Genomic DNA, 24,635 nt, shown 5'->3' with positions numbered 1-24,635 from the left:
GTGAAAAATGCTTGACAGAAGCAGTTAGCGGTGTTAAACTTAGAAAAGATAACAGGTTAGATTATTCTAACTTTTCGGTCCGGCCTTGAGGTTAGAGAATGCTAATTTTGGCTGGGCACGCAGAATTTCGGACGGGAGTGCAAGCGGCTTATGGAGTTCACGGAAACGCATCTGCGGTATTTGCTTGCGATTTATTCCATTGCCAGGCTGGAGCGCGATGTCTGCTCAACCAGCATTGCGCGCTACCTAAAGGTCAGCGGCGCATCGGTTTCGCGGATGTTGCGGGTGTTGATGGAAAAGCAGTGGATTGTCAAAAAGCGTTATGGAAAGATTTACTTGACAGATCAGGGGTTCCTGCTTGCGCGGGACTTTGACCGGAAGATGAAGATGCTGGAGCAACGGATTCCCATGATGCAACTGCCGTACGAAAAGGAAGAAGCGGAAGAACTGGCTTTTGCAATGGCGGCGGTGCTTTTGCGCAGAGAGCAGGCTGCTTGTGACGGGGAAACCTGCCCGGCATCATGCAAGGCAGAGTAAGCTGCACACAGAAAGGGGAGTCAAAAATGGCAACTGCAATCATCGTTGTTCTGCTGGTACTGCTGGCAGTTTACAGTGTCAAAAGTTTTACTAAAAAGATGGCGAACGGCTGCTGCGGCGGCGGAGACGCCCCGCATAAAGAGAAAGTGGCGGATCGCGACCCGTCCCATTACCCCTATCATGCCACGCTGAAAATAGGTGGGATGTCCTGCAAAAATTGTGAAATTCGGGTGGAAAATGCACTGAACACGCTAGATGGCGTGTGGGCGCGCGTCAGTCTGCGGGACAAAGCGGCCGATGTGCGCTTGAAGCGCCCCTTAAGCGCGGAGCAGCTGGCCGCGCCGGTGTGCCGAGCGGGCTACTCGGTGTCGGATGTCACCTTTTCGAACGATGGAAAAGCAGCATAAACTTGAAATTCAGAAAACACAGGCGGGACGTGGCGGGCAAACCGACGGTGCCCCAAATGAAAAGGAACCCAGCCAACGCATACAGCGAAGGATGGGTTCCTTTTTCGAAGATAGAGTACAATGGTCTTCTGTCAAGATTTAGTTCAAATTGAAATGAGAAATTCTACGGACTAACCGACCATCAATTTTGTAGAGCATTTCTATTCATCCGGTGATATATAATCATAGTGACTGTGAATTCGGACAGTATTGTAAAAGGTTTTGATGTACTCGAACACCAAGCGATAGGCTTGCTGATGATCTTGAATGTGGAAGCAATTCGGCCATTAAATCGCATTAGGCCTGTCCGGGTTGAATTTTTCATCTAGGGCATTATGCAGTTCTCGGCTAAAGGCGGAGTCCCTTGTTGTTGTATTCCACGGCTTTCCTCATAGTGCCTTGATGCCCATACCTTTCATATATTTTCAGACAGTACGTTCGGAAATGATTTCCCGATGCTCAGCATGCTGGAAGGGCTTTGTGCCCAGCTCATGGAAGCAGAGGTTTCCGGCTTTATCGGAGCAGAGAAGAATGTTCATTGCTCCGGCAGGAGTGACTACCGCTGCGGCTATCGGCCGCGAAGGCTGGATACCCGGATGGGAACAATGTATCTGATGGTGCCGAAGCTTCGGAATCACGGATATATCCAGTTTTTCGTGACGGAACGCAAACGCAGCAAAGCGGCGTTCATTTAAAGCCATTCAGGAAGCATTCATACAGGGAGTCTCCGCCCGAAAGATGGAGAAATTGGCCCAAAGTCTGAAAATAGTAAATCTCTCACACAGTCAGATCAGCGAGATGACGAAGGGGCTTGACGAGCAGGTGTAGGACTTTCGAACCCCTTCTTTGGCCAATACCCGGTATCCCGTTATTTGGACAGATGCCCTATACGAAAAAGTCCGCATGGACGGCCGTGTTGTCAGTATGGCGGTGATGGTTGTCTGCGGTGTCAATGAGCAAGAGCAGAGAGGTTCTAGCCGTGGAGCCATGTTGTTGGGACTTTTTCCAACAAGGATTCTTATGTGCGGTTGGTCACCATTTATCTCATGGAGTATGCTGAGGACTGGTCCGTTTTCAGAGTATGCTTAAACCCGAAATCCGTTCAGGCACTGCTGCGAAATGCAGCGTAATTCATTCCCCGGAATCCCTAAATTGTGAACCTTCTTACCACTACCCAATATTATTTTATATCATTTAACGGTTGACATTTTTGGACTAATTGTTATAATGTATTTATACCATAATAAACCAATTAGCGGATGAAAGAAAGGAAGTTGTCCAAATGAAAAAATTATCAAAAAAAGTTTTTGGCATTGCTTCAGCAGCCTTGATGGCTGTTTCGATTGTCACACCTGCGTTTGCTGCGAATAACAAATTTCATTGGGTGCAAGTATTACCACGAATGTCAGGAGAAACAAAAATTGCTCATGCAGGAGTCAAAGATCCAAATGGTACCACTACTACTTCTGTTTGGCTTAATGATTTATCGAAAGGAACTAGTGTTTACTTTAATGTGAGAATTTATCAATCTGGAGATAATTCATTCGGAGAAGAACTTTGCCCAACATTTATTTTAAAACCAGGACAATCTTCCACTAGGGGATTATCTCGCCATATTAACCAAAATACCGTTCTGGAATTAACTGGCGGAAATAATGATAAGGAGATTGTTAGAACAACAGCCATTGGAGACTGCAATTTTGGATAATTTCAGAGTAAATTATTCATTTTGATCGAATGAATAGAATGCTAATCGGAACATCATAATCCATATTTACACTTGATGATGTTTCGGTTAGCATTCATCATCTTTTTTGGGGTGAAGAAAGGAAGAGAAATGTTTCAAAAAGAATTCAAAAGAAACTTTTGCTCTATGTTTCGACAAAAAGAATTTTATATTTCATTTTTACTGTCTTGTTCTATATCAACCATCCCATTATTATTGAGCATGTGGACATTTTATCATAAAAGCCAAATGTATATGCGTCCTGCATGGTCATATTGGGGAGGGAGCGGTACATGGTTTGAGTGGTGGGACAAAATGGGAAGTACAGAAATTTATGTGCGTGTGTTTAATGTCTTTTGCATGATTTTCCTTCCACTGTTAGCATCGTTAGCATATTCCTATATTCATTATGATAATTTGAAAATGGGAATCATTGAAGCTGTAATACCGCGGTTGGGCCGAAGAATATATTATCGAATGAATAGTTTGCTTGTTTTTTTGGCAGGATTCATTATTTCAGCAGTTCCTTTTGTTTTACAGCAAATTATTTTACTGGTTATGCTTCCTTATTCATCTTTATCAACTTTAGGCTCTACTTTTCTTACAGATAACTATGCTTCTTCTTTGCTTGGTCTGTCAGGGTGTCTTGATGCTTTGCAAATTGCACATCCCTATCTTTTTAATTTGATGACGGCATTGAGCATTAGTATTACGGCTGGTACTGCGGCACTATGTGCTTTTTCATTTTCTTTGTATTTTCATAAAAATAGATTTGTGGTTATTTTGTTCATTCCGTTTTTGTTTTTTGTTGCAATACCCGCTATTTTGAGCGCTATGAAGGGAATTTTTCCTTTGATTTCGAGTTACGCAACGATTGGAACAAATGGAAACTACCATTTTGGGATATGGCTAATTGAGATTCTTTTAATACTTTTCATAAATTTTTCAATGATTGAGTTTAAAATAAAGAAAGTCAAGGACGAAACGATATGATTCGGCAGTATTATCAGCGAAAATTTTGTATGCCATTCACATGGATCATTCTCGCGGCAAATTTTTGCCGCTTTATATTAATTATTTCTGATTATTCTAAGCGCTACAGTCCTGATATTAAATTTCGCATTGTCTTTGGGACCGATGATGTCATGGTTTTGTTTTTCTTTCCGCTTTTTTTGTTCTATTGCTTCTGGTGCGTTACCTCTTTTCAGAGGTCAGAAGTGGTTTATCGATTTGAGACATTTCAGAAAGCTTGGTATCAAGCTGAATATATTTTATTGTTGGAAAGTGTTTCATATATTTGTATTTATTATATCATGGTTTTTTTGACTTATTTTTTGGTGAATGATGTGTCTGCTTTTCAGATTTTGTTTCCAAAAGCATTCGCTCTTATTATCGTACAATGTATGACAGCATTCGCATATTCTCTTATACTTATGGTTTTTTCCGTTTTTGCGAAAAATGTTGTTGTAGGATTTTTAATTAGTTACTTATTTATTATGCTTGAAAAGGTGTATGTAGCTGTTTCTGGAAAAGAACCGGTTTATTTTATAGGAGGTATGCTTTTTCAACTACAAAGTAAGTTGTCAGTCATAACAATTATATTGCTCCTTGCCACAATTGTAATTTTTCATTTTTTAGGATTGAAATTTTATAGAAATCAAGATGTTTTATCGAAAAATGGGAATCAAAATGAAAATTAAAAGAATACTACACGGGTCGCAGTGGTTGCTCATTGCAGTTATATTAGATGCTTTTGTAATGCTTCAACTTTCTCAATATTCACCTCCAACAGCAGAAACTTTTTATCTAATGGTCTTTTCCTTAGCGGGGCCTATAAATGATGTAAATACTTTGCTGTTAATAGAATGGTTTATGGTTTACCTGATTTTCTTTTTTGCGGTTTGTAACTCTTTTTTAGAGGATTTTCAGATTAATTATTTGTATATTTTTCCTCGCATTGGTACAAAAAGAAAATGGTTACATCAACAAACACTGTACCTTCTTTTAAAAACAGCTGTTTTCTGGGCACTGCTCTTTTGTATTGCCTTTCTCTACACACAGTTTTTTTCCTTTGCAAAAGCACAAAATGCTATTTTTTATATAGAATTATATATTGGTCTCTTGCTATCTTCGTTTTGTATTGTGTTTTTAGAAAATGTACTGTCCTTACAATTGGGAGCCGCATTGTCTTTTATAATCGGAAGCAGTGTGTTTCTTCTTTCAATATTGATTGGTATGTTTTTATATGACAGCAATCCACTAAATGGGTGGCTGTTCTCTATGATGCCTACTTTAGCATCCCTACTTCAGTGGCATTCTGACAGTTATATTATTAAATCTGTAAAAGACGGTTATTTTTCATATCCTCCGTTAAATGGATTTACTTTATTAAAAAGCTGGGGCATATCTTTTTTGTACTTAATTGTTATGCATCAATACTTATATAGAATGATAGAGAAAAAAGATTCTATGAATTTTGTGAAGGGGGAAAAATAATTGGATGCCGTAGAAATCTGTGGGTTTACTAAAATCTTAAAAGGACGAGAGGTCTTGAAAGATATTAATCTGACTTTAAAACAGGGGACCGTAAATGGGCTGTTTGGACATAATGGATCCGGAAAGTCAATGCTAATGAGGGCAATTTCTGGCCTGATTTATCCGACTAAGGGCTCTGTAACGGTGTTTGGAAAAGAACTTGGGAAAGATATCTCCTTTCCGTCCAGCATGGGGATAGTAATTGAGAATGTGGGCTTCTGGCCGTACTATACAGGATTTGAAAATCTCAAAACGCTCGCTGCTATAAAAAATAAAATTACGGATGAGCAGATTAAGCATAGTATTCAGCGAGTGGGTCTTGACCCTGAAGACAAACGTACTTATCGAAAATATTCGTTAGGAATGAAACAGCGGCTTGGTATCGCACAGGCGATTATGGAAGAACCTGAATTATTAATGCTGGATGAGCCGACGAATGCTTTGGATGATGATGGAATAGAAAAAATTCGGCAAATTATTCATGAAGAAAATGAGCGCGGTGCAACAATTGTTTTAGCCAGCCATAATAAAGAGGATCTTAGGTTGCTTTGTGATCACTTTTATAAAATGAATGATGGTTGTTTGGCAGAGGGAGAGATAGAAAAATGAAAAAACGGTGGTATTTTATTCCGACTTTTTTGTTTATTATTTGTTTCCTTTCGGCCATAATTATTCGGCCGTCCTTTCAACATGATGAAAGTAAAATATATGATTATGATTTTGAAACAGTAAACTCTTTAAATACAGTTTCACAAGAATTTCAGACCAAGGATACTCAAAAAATTGCCCAGAGGCTGATTGCAGAGTCTGATTTGATTATAAGAGGTGTCTACGATGGGAACCGTATAATCACGGGTCAGGGGTTTTACACACCAGTTAAGGTAACGCAAGTTTTGAAAGGTGATAAAAAACAAGAGGGTCAGATGATAAACTTGCTTGAAGAGGAAACAATTTTTACGTTTACAAAATATATCAATACAGGTGGATTGGCTTATATCCCTATACAAAAAAATCAAGAATATCTTTTATTGCTGAAAAAGGCTAAATTTGATTCAAATCGTCAATTAACCTCGTTCGAACGAAGTCAATACTATCCTATAACACAGACCGCTGCGGGAGCATATCGGATTTCTGGAAACAAACAAACAAAAGTTTTTAATTGGGACAAAAAGCGTGAGTGTTTGAACTCGTTAACAGGCTATGATTTACCTGTTCAGGACTCAAAAGAATTGGACTTTTATTACAATATAAAAGATAACGTATTTCAATCACTCCATGTTTCCTGAAGATAGTTATCCACGGATATTGAAACTTCGAAACAACTCCTCCTTATCATTTTGTGTAGGCAGACTGTGTCAGGGGAAGTTCGTATTTTAGGCCCCCGGACGGTGAATGAAGTTGCGTTTCGCAGCAGTGCCTGGATGAATGTTGGATTCAGGTATGCTCTGGGAACTATAATAGCCTAGGAAACTCGACAAAAAATGGCATAAAGATAATGAACCTGATAGAATAAAAATAGAAAAGGAAGTAGGTTGATTATTCATGAAAAAGAGGAACCTTCAACGCCGACTTTAAAGCAAAAATTGTGCCGGAAGTACTGCGCGGGAAAAAGAAATGAATCGTCACCGCCGCAGAAAATGAGATCGTGCCCAATCAGATTCGCAATTGAAAATCGGAGTTTCTGAAAAACGCAGCTGCCGCATTTGACGATAAGAAGCCGAAGATTTAAGAACAGAGCTGAAGGACAAGGAGTACGAAGCAGACAGCCTTTACAAAAAATAGGACAGTTGAACACTCAGATCGACTGGCTCAAAAAAAATCTGAAAAATTGTTTGAATCTGGTTGGAGAGTCAATATACTCCGCGTTTAAACGGGTAGCAAAGAACTGTCGCTTTCTACAGCGGTTGACCTGCTGGATGTAAACCAGCCGAGAGCGCATATTACACTCCGTCTGACTCTTCGGAGCAAGAACTGGCAGCAAAAAAATCTGATTGACCGGCTGCATACAGATAATCCGGCATGGGGATTCTGACAGCAATCCAAACAGCTTAAAAAGCAGCGCCTTCCCATTGGGTTGACAATATTATGATCGAACGCTGATTCCGCGCCCTGAAATATGATAAGGATTATTTGAAGGATTACGAAGATATCCGGGATGCCCGCAGACAGATCGTGAATTTCATCCACGGGTATAATTTCGAAAAGCTGCATTCGGCCCTTGGGTACCAAATTCCTGCGAAAAATTATAATTCCGTCTTGATGACGCAGATGTGTAGCAAAATAACTTGGAAATATCAAGTTCATTAAACCTTAGTTTGTTTTTTGCCTTGGCAATTTAGCTGCTATAAATGCAACATTATAGCATGAGATTGCAATTACGGACAATAATCACATTTAAAAGGAAGAGGAAAATGAATGTTCTAACGAAAGAATATAATTTAACACAGCAAACGCCTTTGATTCATTTTCAAAGCGGCGAGACAGGCGCAACTCTGCGTGCGAGCGAAGTCAAGCCAAAGTTTGACAGGTTTTTGCTTAAACGGCTTGGAGATGGAGATTATGAAAAAGGGATAGATACAGCCAGGGAAAATGGCTGGCTTATCGGCGAACATCCGGCGCTTAAGTATAAGATGAGGTTTAAAGCAATAGGGAATGTGTCTAAATCTAATCCTATATATGAGACAAAAGACAAAAACGGAAAACTTAAAACTTTTTGTTATGGCTGTTATTTCTTAACTGAAAAGAATGATACGACACAATCTTCTTTCTATGAAAAAGTAAAATTACAAATTATCTGTTTTGACAAAGAATTAGGGCAACACCGCACAGAAAAAAAGCTGCGGTAAGAAGCGAGATATGATAAAATAGGTATATGGATAAGCAGATGAGTATGTCAGCTCTGTGCGATGAACTGGCACAGGCGCGTACGAAGAAAAAAGAATTTCTCGAGCAGATTGAGCGCATCGTTCCATGGGGGAAATGGGTGGCCATGATCAAGCCGTGCTACTACAAAGGAGAGCACGGAAACAAGCCCTATGATTTGGAACTGATGCTGCGGCTGTATCTGCTGCAAAACCTATATAATCTATCCGACGAAGCAACGGTGGCTGAAACGATCGACAGTCGTGCCTTTTCGGATTTCTGCGGCGTGGAATCAAGCAATCAGGTGCCGGACGGGGATACGCTGGGAAGATTTCGTAATATTCTCATACAAAACGGTTTGCAGGAGCAGTTGTTTGCGCAGGTGGCAAATTTGCTGCAACAAAAGGGACTGCTTCTGAAAAAGGGTACCATTGTGGATTCCACCATCATAGCCGCTCCGTCCTCCACGAAAAATCAGGAGAAGCAGCGAGACCCGGATGCACATCAGGTGAAGAAGGGCAATGCGTGGCACTTTGGCTACAAGGCACATGTTGGGGTGGATAAGGATAGCGGGCTTGTTCACACGGTTGAGGTAACGGCCGCCAATGTCCATGATGTCGCCATGACCTCCAAACTGCTGACCGGAGAGGAAAGCGTTGTATACGGAGACAGCGGATATTTGGGAGCGGAAAAGCGCGAGGATGCCATTATAAAGAACAATGCTGGCAAGCGTATCCGTTACAAGTTCAATCGTCGCCCATCGCAAATCAAAAAGGGTTCCAACAGGTCGCAAGCCCAACTCAAGCGCAGAGAGCACGAAAAGTCATCGGTTCGTGCCAAAGTAGAACATGTTTTTGCCGTTGTGAAAGGTCTGTTACGGTACCGAAAGACGCGATACCGAGGTCTGCAAAAGCAGACCGCCAAACTGAATATGATGTTTGCGTTGGCGAATCTGATTCTGGCTGACAGGCCCTGCCTGTCAGTCTGATTGCGTTTGCCTTCGCAGATATAATTGGGAGAGTTCCTCGCTGTTTGCCGCCTTTGGCAGATGGCGTGGATTTTTTATGCCATTGTGCGGTGTTGCCTTAGATGAAATAATTAAAGGTTCAATCGACAAATTTTTTGCGATAAACAACTTTGGATTAAGGCAAAATAAAGGCTTTGGGAGTTTTATCATTAGGGATAAAGAAAATGAAAGTTGCAATTATGCAAATACTTCCGGTTATTATTTAAATATCAACTCTACTGATAATAAAGATATATTAAATGGAATTAAAGAATTTTATCAAGAGTTAAAAAACGGAATAAATTATAATGGCGAATATAAGCCGTCTTTTCTTATGAAAGAATTTTTTAAAGAACGCTTAAATGATAAAAAAGCAATGAAGATTGAGATACTTAATACAGGTAAATTTGAACTTGATAGTAAGAAAGAAAATAAAAAATATAACAATCAATTTGTTACGGATAAAAATGCCCTCAAAAAGGATAGAGAAACCAATTATGAATATATAAGAGGTATGCTTGGCTTTGCGAATTTTTATTCTTTTCGGAAAGTAAAATTGAAAGAAAATCTTAATGTTATGTTTGACCTCACGTTTAATGTTAACGGAGGCGAAATAGAACGCTTTAAATCACCAATAACTTTCAAACCGATTAAACTAGGGAAAGCAACAAAAGTTTTTATTATCTTTGATGACGACAATTTAAACAGGATAAATGGAAAAGAAATCTATTTAAAACCCAACAAGATTAATGAAAAATATTTAAAACAATGTACGAGAAATTTATCCTATGAGCAGTGCCAAAAATATATTAAAGTTATAAATTCAGAAATTGATAACATAGAACCCATAAAACTTAATTTAAAAATTCCTGTAGATTTTTTAAAATCGCTAATGAAAGCAGCAAAAGAAAGCAAAAAATTCAAAAATCTTTTTTGTGGAGGTGAACCTCAATGACTAACCAAACCTACATTGCTATAACAATCGGCCCCATCTACGACACAATCACCCTTACAAGCTCCCCTGCTGGACTTTGGGCGGCAAGCTATATGTTTTCTTACATATCAAAAAGGCTTTGCGAAATTATAGTTGCCAATGGAATAACGGAAAAGCCTGAAAATATAATTTCTCCGTATTTTGATAATAAAAAAGCTGCTTCAGACGGAATCGGACGATACCACGACAGAATTGTTTTTATTCCAAGTGACGCTGATTCCGCACTTAAAGAACTTGATGAAGCTTTTAATGAAATCTGCGCTGACTTGTCAATGATATTCAGCGATAACGGCAGTCAAAAAGACTGGTTTAGAGATTATCTACAGCTTCATGCGGTTGTGTTTAGCTGCGACAAACAGCCCCTTTTGGAATGCTCAAAATATCTCGACCCGATAGAACTTGAAAAGACATTTCCAATAGGTGGGGAAAGCCCAGTAAAAGAGCTTTTGGACAGCTCTAAAAATAATCAGAATATCACAATAAAAACCAAAATAAGAGATAAAATGAGCGATGGAAATTGGCCTTTTCCGAATGCAGCAGGCAAAAATGGCAAAGGACGCCTGCCGGATATGGAGGATATAACAGGTCGACGCTCTGAAACAAAAAGCAGTCGAAAACGCAAAAAAATAAACTCTTACTATGCGATTGTAAAAACTGACGGAGATGGCTTTGGCAAATATATTGAGAAACTTGAAAGCGGTGAAGAACGCAAATTTTCTGAAAAATGCTTTGCTTATTGCTCGGATTCGGCAAATTTGATTAAAGATTATGGAGGAATACCGATTTATGCCGGCGGCGACGACTTGCTTTTCATTGCGCCGCTGAAGGATAAAGAAAACGGCGAACGCACAATAATCGATTTAATGGATGACTTAAAAAATAAGTTCGAGTGCCATTTTGGTAAAGGAGAGGACAAGCCGACGCTTTCGGCAGGAGTTGTTATACGCTATTTTAAATATCCGCTTTATGAAGCGTTTGACGAGGCGAATTATCAGCTTTTTCAGCTTTCTAAAAAAGTATATGAAAAAGACGGAAAAGGCGGGAAAAACTCTGTTTCCGTTTCCCTTCAAAAGCACAGTGGAAAATCGGTTGAATTTATTTTAGACAAATTTAATAAAAGCAACGTGACAGAAAAGCTTATTGAGCTTATGAAACTGCACGAAAATGGTGAAGTCCTTCAATCAATTAAGGATAAAATTTGGAAGTATAAAATGCTTTTTATTCATGCCCAAGCAACCGACGCAGATGCACTAAAAAGTGTTTTTGCCAATACCTTTGACGATGATATTCACAATCATTACGAGGACATTTTAAATAGGGTTCGCGAACTTTATGAAGCTTTAGAACCAACCGAGCTGCTTGTTGACCATAGGCTGAATGAACATAAAGAAAAATCGAAAGAAGAAATCAGGCGGCAATTACGGCTTGAAATGCTTGATCAAATGCTTAGGTTTGCGAAGTTTTGGGGAGAGGACGGTGAGGAAAACGATGATTAATAAAGTTATTTTTATAAAGCTCACTCCGTTAGAACCGTATTTTCTCGGCGGCGAACGTGTCTTTGAAATAGGAGAGCAAAACACCCATTATTACATAAGGTCGCTTGATGTTCCGACGCAGACGACGCTTTTCGGGGTTTTGCGATTTATGATGATGAGCGATACGAGAAAGAAAAGCAGTAATGAAAAATACGCTGATAAGCCACGCTTAAACAATGCCGGTTCAACAAGCTTTAACCTGCTTGATAACAGCAAAAGCTTTGGCTGTATCGAGAAAATTTCGCCGCTTTATATCGTTGATAACGACAATAAACTCTACATTCCAACGCCCTCGGATCACAACTCGAATTCAAATGTAGGCGATGACGGCAAAATTATCTACACTCCTTTTAAAACAGATTCAGACTATTATAAAGAAGTCGAAACAACTGACGGGCTGAAAAAATTTCCTGAAGATTATAATGCGAAAAGAGGCAATATCGGGGGCTGGATGCGTGTTGATAACGGGGAAATCTGCATGGATTTGCTAAAAAGCGTTCCCAGAGTGGGAATTTACAAAAAAGGTGACATTGAAGCCTTTTTCAAGCGCGAATATAAAATGCTTAAAAAAGGCTTTTCCTTTGGCTTTTTTGCATATTTTGACGAAAACAAACGTGGCGCACAGACCGGCGAATATATCAAGCAAAAAATTGTTTATTTAGGACAGGGGAAATCACCTTTTTCTGTTGATACATATGGAGATGTTGATGAAAACATTTTTTCAGAGCCAACAGATAAAACAAAAGAGCTTTTACAGCCGCATATTTTATATGCTCAATCTGATTTATATTTAAATGAAATTTATGAAAACGTCCGTGATTTTTATAAAAATTTTTGCTTTGTAAATGCTGAAACCAAGGACTTTCGCGGCTTTGTTACCGACTTTACAAAAACTGATATTAAAAACAGATTTAAGCGCTATTCGATGACGATTAAGCTTATAAAAGCCGGTAGTATTTTTTACGCGAAAAAAAATACTGATTTGATAAAAAAATTCGATACATCTCATGCGAAAATTGCCGGATTCAACAACATTATTTTTAAAGGAGAAAACCTATGAAACCACATATTTTTAAGATTGAATGCCTGACTGATATGCATGTAGGAAACGGCGAGGCAAATTACAACATTATCGACAACGAGGTACAGAAGGATACAGTTTTGCAGGACGTGCCGATTATTCAATCATCTGGAGTTAAAGGTGCGTTAAAACAGCATTTTGAGGGAATTTGGGGAAAGGAATCAAAATATACTAAGCAAGTTTTCGGCGGCGAAATTGAAACAACAGACGCAGATGGCAGCAAGAAAAAAACTACAAAGGAAGGCGCATATAAATTTTTCACAGCCGTTTGTCTTGCGCGTCCGCTTAGAGTTTCAGATGGCGAAAAGCCTTATGTCCTCGCAACTTCATACGATGTTTTGGATTCGTTTAAATCCCTTTTGGATGGGCTTAAACTTAAGAGTGGATATGAAAATTTAATAGGCAGTTTTTTTGATGGAGATAAAGTTGAGGTCGAGGGGAAGCCGACTGTTTTAAAGAAAACTAGTTCTAAAAAATCTATTTTTAAGGAGGATTTCGTCGTTTTTAACAGTTTGCAGGACTTTGCGCTTCCCGTCCGCGCCCGAAACTTCCTAGATGATGGAGGAATAAGCAAAAATCTCTGGTATGAAGAGCTTGTTCCTCACAAAAGCATTTTCTATTTTGCAATTCTTGTTCCCGACGACGACCAGCTTTTTGCTGAATTTAAAGAAAAATTAGAAGCTTCGCCGGTTCAGTTCGGCGGCAATGCAAGCGTTGGAAACGGCTATACAACAGTCACGGAGGTAGAGGTATGAACAAGCGAAAAGTTGACGCGCTTATTCCTCGTGCGTATGATATTTTAGCCAAAGTTGAAATTGCAAAAGACGGCAAAATTGATAAAGCGTGGCGAGGACAGATTGCGTCATTCGGTGCGGCTATTTCAATGGGAAGCCTGCTTTCGGCGGTCTGCTTTTTCAGCGATAACGGAAATGCCGCAGTCGAGCGAAAAAAGTTGATGAATGGGATTTTTTTGTTAATCAAAGATGAATATTCAAAGCAAATCAGCAATGCGAATACGCTGTTCGAGCTTATTAGTCAAAAATCCAATGGCAAGAAGCTTAAGGAAGATATTCTAAACGCGGCAATAGCTTTAAAGCTTGCTATGAACCTTTACACTTTGGAATAGGGAGAAAAAGCCGATGGTGAACTCAAGCAAAAGGAATCTTAACTATTTGTTTTACAAGGCTTATTATGACGAATCAAACGACAAGAACTACGACAAGTGCAACAAGGATTTGTGCGAAAGGGCTTTTAATCTTTCCGAAAAAAATATTCTTTTTCCAACGCATAGTTTTCGCTTGAAAACGACCTACCCAGGATTGCTTATCGGAATCGGAAACACTCACGCGGCGGGCAATAATATCGATAAAGAAAGCAAAAAAGAAATCAAACTTGGCTTTACTCTCGATTATGTAACCGTCTTGCCGATTATTCCTGGAAGCACGATTAAAGGCATTCTCCGAAGTGCGTTTGACAATTATGGGGAATTTGTGAGCAAATTATTGGGAAATATTGAAATAACCGAGCTTACTAAAAAAATATTTGCTGAAGGAACGGAAAAAATTATTTTTTACGACGCAATCCCCGTTAGGGCGAATGAAAGCAACCATCTTTTCGGCTTGGACAACATCACACCTCATTATCCGGATTTGCTTGAAAATCCAATTCCTCTGACTATGCTTAAGGTCTTGCCGGAGGTTGTTTATATGTTTCGGTTTGGCTTCGACAGGTGGAATAATTTCAGCGGAGTTGATTCTGAGGCTCTCTTAGATGCTTTCAAAAACATTATACTAACGCTTGGAGTCGGCGCGAAAACCAATGTCGGTTATGGCGCAATGGAGGAAACAGAGGAAATAGCGGTTGAAGGAGTATGCCAAAAATGCGGAGCAAAAACAGGATTTAATAAAAAAACAAACAAGGTTTATCAATTTTGCAATAAGTGCAATTCAAAGAAAAAGTGAGGCCTGAAATGGAAAACGAAAAAATGCTGCCGTATAGCTATCATACGTTTTTGTTCCCGTTTTTGTGGGATAACGGCGGAGAAACTGAATGGAACGATTTTAAGAAGATATTAGACATCGGAAAACGTTGGATTGATACAAACTGGAATGGTGAAGAAATACCGGGAAACAGGTGTAAAGATGAGTGGCATTTGGATTATGCCGCCTATCAATATTTTACAGAGCCGGCAAGAGCCATTTTATTTAATTCAAGAAATGATGGCGCCGTTCACAGCTTCAGATATAAATATAAAGACAGATATTCAAATAAAATCGGTAAATATATCATTGTAAAGAATCAATCAGATATGGTGCTTGACATCTTTGATATAAAGCTTAATATTTATGAAAGTGGTGTTGCAATTCTTATATTCGAGCTTGAAAATTATAACTATAAGACCCTTAAAGAAGTCAATAAAATCAACGAATATGGTCGCAGAATAAATATGCCGTACATCCCAGATGGTACAAGTCATACTCTTTGCGCCGACGAGATAAAAATTAAGTTTTGCGATGATGATTTTGCGTGTGAAAATTATAAGCAAACCCTAGCAGAACTTGATGAATCCTTTGAAAGCGCAAAAAATAAAATGTCGTTAACTTATGTTATGAGCCCCATTAAGAAGCTTATTGACGGGGGCGGGCTGGAAAACGGAGGACTTCAAGTTACCACAAAAAAAGTTAATGTTGATGTTAATAAATTTTTTATACAGCCGTGTGTTGACGACAGAATGTTTGTTTGCTGTCTTATCAGAGATGCCAAAGCTTTACAAGGCTTAACCGAATGGATACCCATCGGTGAAAGCGGCGAATATTCTTACTTAAATGATTGCTATATGAAGGACCATAAATTTTCTGATGATTTTTACAAAACAATTTTTATTGAAAACGAAATTACCTGTGTAAGCCGAAGAATGAAAAAAGAGCTTCTTAAAAAATGCGTTTATGACAGATGGATTGACTATGGCACATTATATGCCTGTACGCATCATTCTATGATTTGTTTTACAGGGGAATCTGCTGATTTGATACATGTTTATAACTCATTTCTAACCATGTACATTCAGCTTGCTATTCTTGTCTTGGCACAGCGTGCAACTATTTTAGCGCTTTCGGCAAAAGCGTCCAAAGTGTCAAATGAGCTTAAGGAAGATAAGCGAAAAACAACAAAAAATCATTTGGAAAAAATTGAAGAGCTTCAGAAAAAATACGTCATAGCGCAAAATCAACTGTTTATCACGGAGGCGACCGTCCAAGAGCAGGGCGTAGAGATTTACGCGCTTATCAGAGAACAATTATACATAAATGCGAACAAGGCGGAGCTTGACGAGCAGATGAGCAATTTACGCGATGTTGCCGATATTGCCAACGAAAGGATGGAGCGTGAAGCTGATGATAAGCTCAACTGTATTTTACTTTGGTTCACAGTTGTAGGATGTTTATTAGCGTTTATTCAGACCATACTTACGGTTTTCTCGAGCAAAATAATAAAAATAATATCACAATGCTTATTTATTGTTGGAGTTTTTTGCATATTAGTTTTCTCATTAATAAAGCGTATCAGAAGGAAACATAATGGCTCGAAAGTCAAGACAAAAAGCCAGAGAAAATTTAATGAACCGGGTCATTCCAAATGATTTTTTGCAGGGGTTTAGTACAATGAGGCTCGCAAATTCGAGAAGGGTTAGGAACTGTAGGTTAGTCAAATATGTTGGACAGTGTAAGCATGGAGAAATTCGATAGGAGAGAGTCAGTGAAGAGGGCGCATCGGTAAATTATTTGAGCGGAATAGATGAACAGACAGCTGATGATTGCAATCATTAAGGGAATAAAAGCGGTGAGAGCCATAAAAGCGCTTTTGATCTTTCCGATTGCGCGCTCCACCTTGCCGTTATGCCGTGGGGTGTAAGGCCGAATGTGCTTGTGACGAATGTGCATTTTAGCGGCAGTGGCTTCAAAAAGAGTCAGCAGGTTTTTTTAGATGGGGAAAAGCGATTGGTAAATTCAAAGCCATTGTCGGTCTGTACGCATTCCACATGTATGCCGCGGCGTTTAAACCATCGAACCGCTTTCTGAAGGAAATCAGCAGAAGAATAGGTACTTTGCTCTGGGTAGGCCGCAAGAAAATGCAGACGCGAATACTCATCAATCGCTGTATACTGAAACAGACGAAGCTCCGGGTCGGCAATACAGCGCCGAGGAATGACCTTTACGTCAATCTGGATGCGTTCTCCGGGATGTGTCATCTGTTCATATGGCTTTGGCTGATACTTTTTCTTCGGTTTGGGTTCGGGGAACATTCCCATTCGCCGCATGACACGGAACAAGCTTTCCGGGAATCGCTGGTAATCGCGTTTTCGCAGCCGGTGTCACAATTCAATCATGCCAAGCTCTGGATTCCTGCGACGCATATTCCGGATGAGTTCCAACTCTTCTTCCGTATGCTGATTGGGATGGCTGTGTGGACGGTTCGAGTGATTCGCGAGAGACGAAAGAGTCCCGTCGTACCGGGCTTTCCAGAAGTAAATGTACGACCGGCTTCTGTTGTATTTTCGACTGGCGCGGCTGACACCAAACTTCTCTGCGTAGCAAATTAGGGATAGCCTGTACTTCATGTCTTGTGTTACACCGTTCATGCAGGAATGGCACTTCCTTTCGGATAATTGTTGCTGGGCAACGCAATCATAACCGATGGCGTCCATTCCTGTCTCTATTTTTTCTCAACTGTCCAACATCTATTGTAGTTCTACATTCCTGAAATCCTAAAATTGCGAACTTCTCTTGACACTGCCTTTATGGGAATTGGCTTTCTGAAAGAAGAGCAGGTGCCGGATGCCACTACGCTTTGCAAGTTCCGGAAGCTGCTTAACGATAACGGAATAACAAAGCTGTTTTTCGACAGCGTAAAGTCATTTTTAGACCGTCACGGAAAGCTGATGCATGGCGGGACAATTGTAGACGCTACGATCATTGACGCACCGAGTTCAACGAAAAACACGGAGAAACAACGTTACCTGGAAATGCCCTAGGTAAAAAAAGGGGAAAGACGGCCCGGATATTTGGTGGTTCCGGTATATGGAGTATCAGAAGTCACGCGTGCGTTCCAAAGTAGAATATGCTTTTTTGTGATCAAAAGAATCTTCGGTTATCGAAAAGTACGGTACCGGGGCCTTGCTAAAAACCGAACACAGGCGCACATATTATGCGCAAGCGCAAACCTCTACATGCTGGCTCAAGCCGAGCGGTGCAGGGGTTATTAGCTGTTGAAAGACGGCTGCGGTTTTTCAACAATCCGAAAGTCTGTACGGTCGGAATTTCCTTTTAAGCTGAACCCTATTCTGATTGGCCCTTTATTCAGCAGTTACTTAGGCCATTTTTTGTCGAGTTTTATAAGAATCATTATAAACCACTTGACCTTTCTGCTGCGGTATGATATGTTTGATGTGGGTAAGCGTATGCTAACTTTATTTTGGAAACACAGGAGGAAACTCGCTTATGCATCTTTTTTCCGGAGAGCACCATCCCCGCGGCGGGGTGCTTAGCTTTTTTCGCTACATAGGGCCGGGTCTGCTGGTGACCGTTGGATTTATTGACCCTGGTAACTGGGCTTCCAATATTGCGGCAGGCTCTGGTTATGGCTATTCCCTTTTGTGGATGGTGACGCTTTCAACCTTTATGCTCATTCTGCTGCAGCACAATGCCGCACACCTGGGCATTGTGACCGGAAAATGTCTGTCTGAGGCTGCTACGGCTTACCTCAAGCCATGGGTACGCAATGTGGTGCTGGCAACGGCGATGCTGGCGGCGGTTTCGACGGCGCTGGCAGAGATTTTGGGTGGCGCCATTGCCCTGCAGATGCTGTTTCACCTGCCCCTGAAGATTGGTGCACTGCTGGTGACGGGCGTGGCGTTGCTGCTGCAGTTCACCAATGCTTACTCGAAAATCGAAAAAATTATTATCGGGTTCGTTTCTGTGATTGGTCTGTCGTTTCTGGTGGAAATCTGCATGGTGAAAATCGACTGGGGCGCGGCGGCTGTGGGCTGGGTCAAGCCGTCGTTTCCCGCCGGCTCCCTGCCGGTCATCATGAGTGTGCTGGGCGCAGTGGTCATGCCGCACAATCTGTTTTTGCACTCGGAAGTCATTCAAAGCCGGCAGTGGAATCTGGAGGATGATGCGGTCATCTCCAGACAGCTTCGGTATGAGTTCGGTGACACGCTGCTTTCCATGCTGATTGGCTGGGCCATCAACAGCGCTATGATTCTGGTTTCTGCGGCAGTGTTCTTTAAGCAGGGTACGCAGGTGTCCGACCTTTCGCAGGCAGGCAGTATGCTGACACCGCTGCTCGGCGGCGCCGCGTCTGTGCTGTTTGCAGCAGCGTTGCTGTTTGCGGGGCTGTCTTCCAGCATTACGGCGGGCATGGCGGGTGGTTCGATTTTTGCCGGTATTTTTTCCGAACCGTATGATATTGCAGACAGCCACACCAAAGCGGGCGTGCTGCTGACCATGCTTCCTGCGGCGGTAATCATACTGTTTATCCAGTCTCCCTTTGACGGGCTGCTTTATTCGCAGATGCTGTTGAGTTTGCAACTGCCCTTTACGATTTTTACGCTGATTGCGCTGACCTCTTCCAAACGGGTCATGGGGAAGTACGCCAATCCAACCGGCAGTAAGATTCTGCTGTGGGGAATCGGCATTTTAGTTACAGCACTGAACTTGGCGCTGCTGGCAAGCGAACTGGGATGAATCCGCTTGCTGGGGCAGCCCAGACGGAAATCATTTGGCGGACGTTGAAAGCGCCGCCAAACTATGCTATGATAGGGCAGTAGAATGGAAGGATGAGCGTATGAAGATTTCCACCAAAGGGAGATATGCGCTGCGCATGATGCTGGACCTTGCCGAACATCAGGATGACGGGTATGTTTCGCTGAACGCCATCGCGCAGCGGCAGGAAATTTCCAAAAAATATTTGGAGCAGATTGTTCCCATTTTAAACAGTGCCGGTTACCTGTTGACCAGCCGAGGCTCCCAGGGCGGATACCGGCTGGCACAGCTGCCTGTGGAGTATACGGTGGGCGGTCTGCTGCGCCTGACGGAAAGTGGATTAAATCCGGTACCGTGCCTGGAGCAGCAGCCGAACCCCTGCCGCCGCAGTGCCGACTGCCCGACGCTGCCAGTGTGGCAGGGGCTGAGCCGTGTAATTGCGGAGTATTTGGACGGCATTACGCTGCAGGACATTCTGGAGCAGCACAATCAGGCGTGCGTGAACGATTATGTTATTTAACCGGCCGCTGTAAAGAAAGCTTTGCAGCGGTTTTTTGAGTCTGCGTCCGGAAGAAAGCGGAGCGGCCGCTCCTTTTGAGGAGGGCTGCTCCGCTTTCTTTACGCGGTTGCAAGGATACTGCTGCGAATCATCTGCTGCGCGGCTTCCGAAACAGAGCGCAGCGGCAGGTTGGTTTCGGAACGGAACCATTCCAGATACATGGAAACCAGACCGGCGGCGGCAAATTCCAGCGAAAGCTCCCGCAGCTTTGGGCGAGAGGTCGGGCGCTGCGCCGCAAGCAGGCGCAGTTCCTCTTTGAGCGCTTGCTTGACGCTGACCAGAAAGCTGCCGAAGTACTCGCTGCGCACCAGCTGGTGGTAAAACGGCCGATCACGCTGAATCAGGTCGTTGAGTCCGGAAAAAAGTTCACTGATGCCGCTCTGCCGGTTGGCAAAGTCGCAGGCGTGCAGCAGCGTGTGCAGGCTGCGCAGCAGGTCGGATTCGATTTCACGGAAGACATCGGTCAGGTCTGCATAATGCAGGTAAAAGGTCTTGCGGCTGATATTGGCGGTTTCTGTCAGTTCCCGCACGGTGATTTCGGAAACAGCTTTTCGGGACATCAGCTGAATCAGCGCGTTGTGAATGGCTTGCTTAGTCTTTAAAATTCGCCGGTCGGCGCTGTGCATCTGTACCATGTTCTGCTCCTTTTCTGTGCAAAAACTGATTTCTGCACAAGTGCGTCTTTTTCTACATCTGTGTATTATAGCATGCTTATGTAGAAACTGCAACCGAGAGCGAGACTTTCTAAAAACCGCGGAAGAAAGCGGATTGCAGTCTGCTGGGCAGCGGAATACGGCAGAAACCGAAAAACGAAAAAATTTAAATATGCATAAAAATATTTATAATAATTCGTATAAAATAGGGATGAATTAAATCCCGGAATTTTTTTGATTGGACAGTTTTCGAAATTTGTAAAAAAATTATACACAGGTCTGTCCGTGACTATTGTAGCGGAAATACAGCTTTGCTAAACTGGACTTCGTTGGGAGCCAAACGGCTTCTGAAACTGCCCACAGCACTGTGCGGCAGCGGATACTTTCGAAGAAAGGAGTATGCAACATGATAAAGCGAGAGTGGCAGAAACTGTGGCGCAATAAATTCTTGGTTCTGGCGGTGCTGATCATGGCACTGATTCCGACTTTGTATGCGACCATTTTTCTTGCCTCTATGTGGGACCCCTACGGACAGATTGATCAGCTTCCCGTGGCAGTGGTCAACAACGACAAGCCGGTGACGTACGAGAGCAAAAAACTCAGTGTCGGCAGCGACTTAGTTGACCGGCTGAAAAAAGAAAAGCCACTGAACTGCAACTTTGTCAGCGCGGCGACCGCCGCCGCGGGTCTGAAAGACCACAGCTACTATATGGTCATTACGATTCCGGAGGATTTTTCAAAAAATGCAACAACGCTGATGGATGACAGCCCGAAGAAAATGGAACTGCACTACGAGTTAAACTCCGGTGCCAATTTCATTGCCTCCAAGCTTTCGACCAGCGCCTCCGACCGGATTACCAAACAGGTCAGCGAAGAGGTCACCAAGACCTATGCGGAGACGTTGTTCAGCAAACTGGATGAAATTAAGGACGGTTTTTCCGCCGCGGCGGACGGTTCGCAGAAATTGGACAGCGGCGCGAAGGAACTTGCCACCGGCAACCAGACCATCACGCAGAACCTGCAGAAGCTGGCAAGCTCCAGCCTGACGTTCCGTGACGGCGCCAGCCAACTGGAGGTCGGAATCAAGCAGTATCAGGCCGGCGCACAGCAGTTGGCGAGCGGCACGCAGCAGCTTGCCGACGGCGCCGGTCAAATGCAGAGCGGTGTATCGGCGCTGAACACCGGCGCGGGCACGCTGCAGAAGGGCGTTACGCAGTACACGCAGGGCGCAGGGAAGATTGACAGCGGCCTGCAGAAGCTGTCGAAAAATTCCCAGAGTCTCAAGTCTGGCGCGGCGCAGGTGTCGCAGGGGCTGACACAGCTGCAGACGCAGCTGCCGGCACTGACTTCCGGCCTGACCAAATTAAGCGAGGGCGGCGCAAGCCTGCAGGAAGGCATTGATGCCTACACCAGCGGTGTGAGCCAGCTTTCCGCAGGCGCCAAGCAGCTGGAACAAAACGGTGGGCAGCTGGGCAGCGGTGCTTCCAGCCTGGCAAGCGGCGCAGAAACCGTTTCTACGACCCTGCAGGCTGCTGCACAGAAGTTTCAGCAGAGCGATCCTGCAGCTGCTGCCGTTATGCAGAAAATTGCGGCGCAGGTAAACAGCAGCCTTGTGCCGGGCGCCAAACAGCTGGCAAACGGTGTGAGCACGTACACCACTGGCGTTTCAACGCTTGCGTCCGGTTTGGAAAAGCTGGACAGCAGTACGGCATCGCTGAAAGCAGGCTCCAAGCAGCTGACAGACGGTGTCCAGCAGATTGGGGCAAAGGCGCCGGCTCTTTCCAAGGGGCTGCAGCAGCTGACCGTTGGCGCGTCCGCCGTTTCCAGCGGTGTAAATGCCTACACGGACGGCGTGGCACAGCTGACTGCCGGCAGTACCACGCTGACGAAAAACAGCGCGGCGCTGGTCAGCGGTTCGCAGCAACTCAGCAGCGGACTTACGCAGCTGAGCGGCAAAGTACCGGCACTGGTCAGCGGCGTACAGCAGGTCAACAGCGGTGCGCAGAAACTGGGCACCAGCGCGAATGCCCTGGTTTCCGGTGCAGACCAGTTGGGCAGCGGCGCACAGCAGATCAGCGACGGCGCGGGCAAGTTGGCAGATGGCTCTGCCACACTGGGCAGCGGCCTTTCTACCTTGAAAAATGGCACCGCCGAACTGAGCACCAAGCTTTCGGACGGCAACAAGAAGGTTTCGGACGTGCACACCTCTGACGCGACTTCACAGATGATGAGCGAGCCGGTCACTGCGGTTCTGTCTGACTACGCACCTGCCAAAGACAACCTGCACGGCATGGCGCCGTACATGATGTCGATTGCACTGTTCATCGGCGGCATCGTTATGTGCTTCATTTATCCGGTGTTTGATCCTTCTGTGGAATCACCGCGCAACGGCACTGTCTGGTGGGCAAGTAAAGCATCAGTTTGGATGCTGGTTGCGGTGGCGCAGGCAGTGGTTGAAGTAACCATGCTGATGGCACTCAACGGATTGCGCCCGGAAAATGTCGGGCTGACGTATCTGGTGGCGATTTTGACCTCCATGGCGTTTATGGCGCTCATCAGCCTGTTTGCAACCGCATTGGGCCGCGTTGGTTCGTTCATCATGATCGTGTTCATGATTCTGCAGATCAGCGGTTCTGCCGGTACGTATCCGATTGAGATTACAAACGGCTTTTACCAGAAGCTGCGCCCGTACCTGCCAATGACCTACAGCGTGGATGCGTTCCGCCAGGCGGTCGATATGGGCAGCAAAGGCCCCGGTGTTGCGGGCGACCTGTTTGTACTCATTATGGTTGCCATGGTCAGCACCTTCCTGTGCATTATTTTCTACAGCGCACGCGTTTTTGTAAAGGAGCGCAAGGGGCACGAATTGGCTCCGGCAATTCTTTCTGCGCAGATGATGCACGACTGATTCGTTTTTTAAAAGGGGACCTCGGCTGCAAGCCGCCGGGGTCTCTTTTTGTCTGCCGCCGGATGTTCTTGTGTTTTGCGCCGGGTTCTTCTATAATGAGCAGTAAGAAAAAGAAAAGCGTAGGAGGGATGCTGTCGTGTCAGTCGGTTTGGTTTTGGAGGGTGGCGGAATGCGCGGGGCGTACACCGCCGGTGTGTTGGACGAGTTTCTGAAAAACAACGTTTTGTTTCCGGTTATTTACGCGGTTTCCGCGGGTTCTTGCTGTGCGCTGAGTTATCTTTCCGGACAGTACGAGCGAAACAAAGAAATCTTTTACCGCTATGTTGCAGACAGCCGGTATGTGAGTATTCATAACCTGCGGCAGACCGGCTCCCTGTTTGGCTTTGACTTCATATTCGGCGAGCTGTTTCAAAAGCTGGTTCCATTTGATGAGGAGGCGTTCCGCGGTTCAAAAATGCGGCTGATGGCAGGGGCAACCGACTTGCTGACCGGCGGCATGGCGTACTTCAGTCAGGCAGACATGGACGAGCGTTTTCTGCCGATTCAAGCTTCCAGCTCTCTGCCGTTTTTGTCCAACGTCATTACCATTAACGGACGACCGTACCTGGACGGCGGCATTGCCGCGCCGGTGCCCTATGAGCGTTCCTTGGCAGACGGAAATGCCAAAAATGTGGTGGTCCTCACGCGAGATTACTCCTTCCGCAAGGCGGCACAGCCGGATTATCCGCGTGCGGTTATCAATGCGTGGTACCATGATTATCCCGCATTCGTAGATACGCTGCAGGCGCGGCCGAATGTGTACAATCATCAGCTGCTGTCCATTCGTCGGCAGGAGGAGATGGGAAACATGGTTGTGCTGCGTCCGAGCGGGCCGATTAACATCAGCCGCTACGAAAAGAATCCCGAAACGCTCATGGAAATCTATCGCATGGGCCGCCGGGACGCGCAGCAGAAGCTTCCGTTGGTACAGCGGTTGCTGGAACAGAACGGAATTTCCTAAAAAACACGCCGGTTCCTTTGAGGAAACCGGCG

At 43.7% G+C, this 24,635-nt stretch carries 27 protein-coding genes and 1 pseudogene; 24 read left to right on the top strand and 4 right to left on the bottom strand.

Annotated features, from left to right (window positions below; genetic code table 11):
- Window positions 1-150 precede the first annotated feature (150 nt).
- Together PXC00_RS11595 and PXC00_RS11590 are read left to right on the top strand one after the other, a co-directional pair.
- Entirely contained in the window at window positions 151-537 is a 387-nt protein-coding gene (locus tag PXC00_RS11595; RefSeq protein ID WP_275846901.1) for a metal-dependent transcriptional regulator, read from the top strand.
- Between the two features lie 26 nt (window positions 538-563).
- Window positions 564-944 carry a heavy-metal-associated domain-containing protein gene (locus tag PXC00_RS11590; protein WP_275846903.1) on the top strand — a complete coding sequence of 127 codons (381 nt, stop codon included), beginning with the start codon at window positions 564-566 and terminating at the stop codon, window positions 942-944.
- 200 nt (window positions 945-1,144) lie between these two features.
- Here the strand turns inward: PXC00_RS11590 and PXC00_RS11585 are convergent, their stop codons facing one another.
- Entirely contained in the window at window positions 1,145-1,252 is a 108-nt protein-coding gene (locus PXC00_RS11585) for an IS3 family transposase (RefSeq protein ID WP_316935219.1), read from the bottom strand.
- Window positions 1,253-1,435: 183 nt separating this feature from the next.
- On the opposite strand from PXC00_RS11585, the pseudogene PXC00_RS14205 reads away from it, so the two are divergent.
- From PXC00_RS14205 to PXC00_RS11505, 17 genes and pseudogenes are all read left to right on the top strand, one after another.
- Window positions 1,436-1,971, top strand: a pseudogene (locus PXC00_RS14205) (transposase); the annotation flags it as partial.
- A gap of 294 nt (window positions 1,972-2,265) precedes the next feature.
- Window positions 2,266-2,691, top strand: coding sequence for a hypothetical protein (locus PXC00_RS11575; protein WP_275846907.1), 426 nt, complete (start codon window positions 2,266-2,268; stop codon window positions 2,689-2,691).
- Between the two features lie 129 nt (window positions 2,692-2,820).
- Complete coding sequence (locus PXC00_RS11570; RefSeq protein ID WP_275846908.1) at window positions 2,821-3,702, top strand: hypothetical protein; 882 nt, start codon at window positions 2,821-2,823, stop codon at window positions 3,700-3,702.
- Window positions 3,699-4,409, top strand: a complete 711-nt coding sequence (locus PXC00_RS11565; protein ID WP_316934982.1) for a hypothetical protein — start codon at window positions 3,699-3,701, stop codon at window positions 4,407-4,409. The genes PXC00_RS11570 and PXC00_RS11565 overlap by 4 nt, the downstream gene beginning before the upstream one ends.
- Window positions 4,399-5,205, top strand: a complete 807-nt coding sequence (locus tag PXC00_RS11560; protein WP_275846912.1) for a hypothetical protein — start codon at window positions 4,399-4,401, stop codon at window positions 5,203-5,205. The genes PXC00_RS11565 and PXC00_RS11560 overlap by 11 nt, the downstream gene beginning before the upstream one ends.
- Complete coding sequence (locus PXC00_RS11555; protein WP_275846914.1) at window positions 5,206-5,853, top strand: ATP-binding cassette domain-containing protein; 648 nt, start codon at window positions 5,206-5,208, stop codon at window positions 5,851-5,853. It abuts the gene before it with no gap.
- Complete coding sequence (locus PXC00_RS11550; protein WP_275846916.1) at window positions 5,850-6,530, top strand: hypothetical protein; 681 nt, start codon at window positions 5,850-5,852, stop codon at window positions 6,528-6,530. Before PXC00_RS11555 ends, PXC00_RS11550 begins: the two co-directional genes overlap by 4 nt.
- An 823-nt stretch (window positions 6,531-7,353) precedes the next feature.
- Window positions 7,354-7,551 (top strand): integrase core domain-containing protein, encoded by a 198-nt coding sequence (locus PXC00_RS14180; RefSeq protein ID WP_407654337.1) that lies wholly within the window; start codon window positions 7,354-7,356, stop codon window positions 7,549-7,551.
- A gap of 104 nt (window positions 7,552-7,655) precedes the next feature.
- A complete protein-coding gene (locus PXC00_RS11545) occupies window positions 7,656-8,090 on the top strand; it encodes a hypothetical protein (RefSeq protein WP_275846918.1) in 435 nt (144 codons plus the stop codon).
- Window positions 8,091-8,128: 38 nt separating this feature from the next.
- Window positions 8,129-9,094 carry an IS5 family transposase gene (locus PXC00_RS11540; protein ID WP_316935202.1) on the top strand — a complete coding sequence of 322 codons (966 nt, stop codon included), beginning with the start codon at window positions 8,129-8,131 and terminating at the stop codon, window positions 9,092-9,094.
- 76 nt (window positions 9,095-9,170) lie between these two features.
- Entirely contained in the window at window positions 9,171-10,067 is an 897-nt protein-coding gene (locus PXC00_RS11535; RefSeq protein ID WP_316934981.1) for a hypothetical protein, read from the top strand.
- Window positions 10,064-11,602 (top strand): Cas10/Cmr2 second palm domain-containing protein, encoded by a 1,539-nt coding sequence (locus tag PXC00_RS11530; RefSeq protein ID WP_275846770.1) that lies wholly within the window; start codon window positions 10,064-10,066, stop codon window positions 11,600-11,602. The genes PXC00_RS11535 and PXC00_RS11530 overlap by 4 nt, the downstream gene beginning before the upstream one ends.
- Window positions 11,595-12,701 carry a type III-B CRISPR module-associated Cmr3 family protein gene (locus tag PXC00_RS11525; protein ID WP_275846768.1) on the top strand — a complete coding sequence of 369 codons (1,107 nt, stop codon included), beginning with the start codon at window positions 11,595-11,597 and terminating at the stop codon, window positions 12,699-12,701. The genes PXC00_RS11530 and PXC00_RS11525 overlap by 8 nt, the downstream gene beginning before the upstream one ends.
- Window positions 12,698-13,477: a type III-B CRISPR module RAMP protein Cmr4 gene (cmr4, locus tag PXC00_RS11520; protein ID WP_275846766.1), complete on the top strand. Its 780-nt coding sequence runs from the start codon at window positions 12,698-12,700 to the stop codon at window positions 13,475-13,477. Before PXC00_RS11525 ends, cmr4 begins: the two co-directional genes overlap by 4 nt.
- Complete coding sequence (locus PXC00_RS11515) at window positions 13,474-13,848, top strand: type III-B CRISPR module-associated protein Cmr5 (protein ID WP_275846763.1); 375 nt, start codon at window positions 13,474-13,476, stop codon at window positions 13,846-13,848. The genes cmr4 and PXC00_RS11515 overlap by 4 nt, the downstream gene beginning before the upstream one ends.
- A gap of 13 nt (window positions 13,849-13,861) precedes the next feature.
- Window positions 13,862-14,683: a type III-B CRISPR module RAMP protein Cmr6 gene (gene cmr6 / locus PXC00_RS11510; protein ID WP_275846761.1), complete on the top strand. Its 822-nt coding sequence runs from the start codon at window positions 13,862-13,864 to the stop codon at window positions 14,681-14,683.
- An 8-nt stretch (window positions 14,684-14,691) separates the two neighbouring features.
- Window positions 14,692-16,359: a hypothetical protein gene (locus PXC00_RS11505; RefSeq protein WP_275846759.1), complete on the top strand. Its 1,668-nt coding sequence runs from the start codon at window positions 14,692-14,694 to the stop codon at window positions 16,357-16,359.
- 327 nt (window positions 16,360-16,686) lie between these two features.
- Here PXC00_RS11505 and PXC00_RS11500 read toward each other — a convergent pair whose 3' ends face one another.
- Both PXC00_RS11500 and PXC00_RS11495 read right to left on the bottom strand, forming a co-directional pair.
- A complete protein-coding gene (locus PXC00_RS11500) occupies window positions 16,687-17,037 on the bottom strand; it encodes a DDE-type integrase/transposase/recombinase (protein WP_316934980.1) in 351 nt (116 codons plus the stop codon).
- 54 nt (window positions 17,038-17,091) lie between these two features.
- Entirely contained in the window at window positions 17,092-17,358 is a 267-nt protein-coding gene (locus PXC00_RS11495) for a hypothetical protein (RefSeq protein ID WP_275846755.1), read from the bottom strand.
- A 159-nt stretch (window positions 17,359-17,517) separates the two neighbouring features.
- On the opposite strand from PXC00_RS11495, the gene PXC00_RS14200 reads away from it, so the two are divergent.
- The 3 genes from PXC00_RS14200 to PXC00_RS11475 all read left to right on the top strand — a co-directional run bounded on the left by PXC00_RS14200 (window position 17,518) and on the right by PXC00_RS11475 (window position 20,003).
- Window positions 17,518-17,751, top strand: a complete 234-nt coding sequence (locus PXC00_RS14200; protein ID WP_275846753.1) for a transposase — start codon at window positions 17,518-17,520, stop codon at window positions 17,749-17,751.
- A gap of 466 nt (window positions 17,752-18,217) precedes the next feature.
- Window positions 18,218-19,465 (top strand): Nramp family divalent metal transporter, encoded by a 1,248-nt coding sequence (locus PXC00_RS11480; RefSeq protein ID WP_275846751.1) that lies wholly within the window; start codon window positions 18,218-18,220, stop codon window positions 19,463-19,465.
- 100 nt (window positions 19,466-19,565) lie between these two features.
- Window positions 19,566-20,003: an RrF2 family transcriptional regulator gene (locus PXC00_RS11475; protein ID WP_275846773.1), complete on the top strand. Its 438-nt coding sequence runs from the start codon at window positions 19,566-19,568 to the stop codon at window positions 20,001-20,003.
- A gap of 98 nt (window positions 20,004-20,101) precedes the next feature.
- Here PXC00_RS11475 and PXC00_RS11470 read toward each other — a convergent pair whose 3' ends face one another.
- Window positions 20,102-20,677, bottom strand: a complete 576-nt coding sequence (locus tag PXC00_RS11470) for a TetR/AcrR family transcriptional regulator (RefSeq protein ID WP_275846749.1) — start codon at window positions 20,675-20,677, stop codon at window positions 20,102-20,104.
- A gap of 424 nt (window positions 20,678-21,101) precedes the next feature.
- On the opposite strand from PXC00_RS11470, the gene PXC00_RS11465 reads away from it, so the two are divergent.
- Window positions 21,102-23,603, top strand: coding sequence for a YhgE/Pip domain-containing protein (locus PXC00_RS11465; protein ID WP_275846747.1), 2,502 nt, complete (start codon window positions 21,102-21,104; stop codon window positions 23,601-23,603).
- 136 nt (window positions 23,604-23,739) lie between these two features.
- The gene (locus PXC00_RS11460; RefSeq protein ID WP_275846745.1) at window positions 23,740-24,603 is read left to right on the top strand and encodes a patatin-like phospholipase family protein; all 864 of its coding nucleotides are present in this window, start codon (window positions 23,740-23,742) and stop codon (window positions 24,601-24,603) included.
- The last annotated feature ends 32 nt before the right edge of the window (window positions 24,604-24,635 follow it).

The sequence above is a fragment of the Caproicibacterium argilliputei genome, from assembly GCF_029211325.2.
GTDB lineage: Bacteria > Bacillota > Clostridia > Oscillospirales > Acutalibacteraceae > Caproicibacterium > Caproicibacterium argilliputei.
This window is presented reverse-complemented; position numbering and strand designations above follow the sequence as displayed.

What these genes read in the sequence shown, in the direction of transcription:
- PXC00_RS11595 (WP_275846901.1), top strand. Translation starts at nt 151, where the DNA reads ATGGAGTTCACGGAAACGCATCTGCGGTATTTGCTTGCGATTTATTCC.
- PXC00_RS11590 (WP_275846903.1), top strand. Translation starts at nt 564, where the DNA reads ATGGCAACTGCAATCATCGTTGTTCTGCTGGTACTGCTGGCAGTTTAC.
- PXC00_RS11575 (WP_275846907.1), top strand. Translation starts at nt 2,266, where the DNA reads ATGAAAAAATTATCAAAAAAAGTTTTTGGCATTGCTTCAGCAGCCTTG.
- PXC00_RS11570 (WP_275846908.1), top strand. Translation starts at nt 2,821, where the DNA reads ATGTTTCAAAAAGAATTCAAAAGAAACTTTTGCTCTATGTTTCGACAA.
- PXC00_RS11565 (WP_316934982.1), top strand. Translation starts at nt 3,699, where the DNA reads ATGATTCGGCAGTATTATCAGCGAAAATTTTGTATGCCATTCACATGG.
- PXC00_RS11560 (WP_275846912.1), top strand. Translation starts at nt 4,399, where the DNA reads ATGAAAATTAAAAGAATACTACACGGGTCGCAGTGGTTGCTCATTGCA.
- PXC00_RS11550 (WP_275846916.1), top strand. Translation starts at nt 5,850, where the DNA reads ATGAAAAAACGGTGGTATTTTATTCCGACTTTTTTGTTTATTATTTGT.
- PXC00_RS11545 (WP_275846918.1), top strand. Translation starts at nt 7,656, where the DNA reads ATGAATGTTCTAACGAAAGAATATAATTTAACACAGCAAACGCCTTTG.
- PXC00_RS11540 (WP_316935202.1), top strand. Translation starts at nt 8,129, where the DNA reads ATGAGTATGTCAGCTCTGTGCGATGAACTGGCACAGGCGCGTACGAAG.
- PXC00_RS11535 (WP_316934981.1), top strand. Translation starts at nt 9,171, where the DNA reads ATGCCATTGTGCGGTGTTGCCTTAGATGAAATAATTAAAGGTTCAATC.
- PXC00_RS11530 (WP_275846770.1), top strand. Translation starts at nt 10,064, where the DNA reads ATGACTAACCAAACCTACATTGCTATAACAATCGGCCCCATCTACGAC.
- PXC00_RS11525 (WP_275846768.1), top strand. Translation starts at nt 11,595, where the DNA reads ATGATTAATAAAGTTATTTTTATAAAGCTCACTCCGTTAGAACCGTAT.
- cmr4 (WP_275846766.1), top strand. Translation starts at nt 12,698, where the DNA reads ATGAAACCACATATTTTTAAGATTGAATGCCTGACTGATATGCATGTA.
- PXC00_RS11515 (WP_275846763.1), top strand. Translation starts at nt 13,474, where the DNA reads ATGAACAAGCGAAAAGTTGACGCGCTTATTCCTCGTGCGTATGATATT.
- cmr6 (WP_275846761.1), top strand. Translation starts at nt 13,862, where the DNA reads ATGGTGAACTCAAGCAAAAGGAATCTTAACTATTTGTTTTACAAGGCT.
- PXC00_RS11505 (WP_275846759.1), top strand. Translation starts at nt 14,692, where the DNA reads ATGGAAAACGAAAAAATGCTGCCGTATAGCTATCATACGTTTTTGTTC.
- PXC00_RS11500 (WP_316934980.1), bottom strand. Translation starts at nt 17,037, where the DNA reads ATGCGGCGAATGGGAATGTTCCCCGAACCCAAACCGAAGAAAAAGTAT.
- PXC00_RS11495 (WP_275846755.1), bottom strand. Translation starts at nt 17,358, where the DNA reads ATGAACGGTGTAACACAAGACATGAAGTACAGGCTATCCCTAATTTGC.
- PXC00_RS14200 (WP_275846753.1), top strand. Translation starts at nt 17,518, where the DNA reads ATGGGAATTGGCTTTCTGAAAGAAGAGCAGGTGCCGGATGCCACTACG.
- PXC00_RS11480 (WP_275846751.1), top strand. Translation starts at nt 18,218, where the DNA reads ATGCATCTTTTTTCCGGAGAGCACCATCCCCGCGGCGGGGTGCTTAGC.
- PXC00_RS11475 (WP_275846773.1), top strand. Translation starts at nt 19,566, where the DNA reads ATGAAGATTTCCACCAAAGGGAGATATGCGCTGCGCATGATGCTGGAC.
- PXC00_RS11470 (WP_275846749.1), bottom strand. Translation starts at nt 20,677, where the DNA reads ATGGTACAGATGCACAGCGCCGACCGGCGAATTTTAAAGACTAAGCAA.
- PXC00_RS11465 (WP_275846747.1), top strand. Translation starts at nt 21,102, where the DNA reads ATGATAAAGCGAGAGTGGCAGAAACTGTGGCGCAATAAATTCTTGGTT.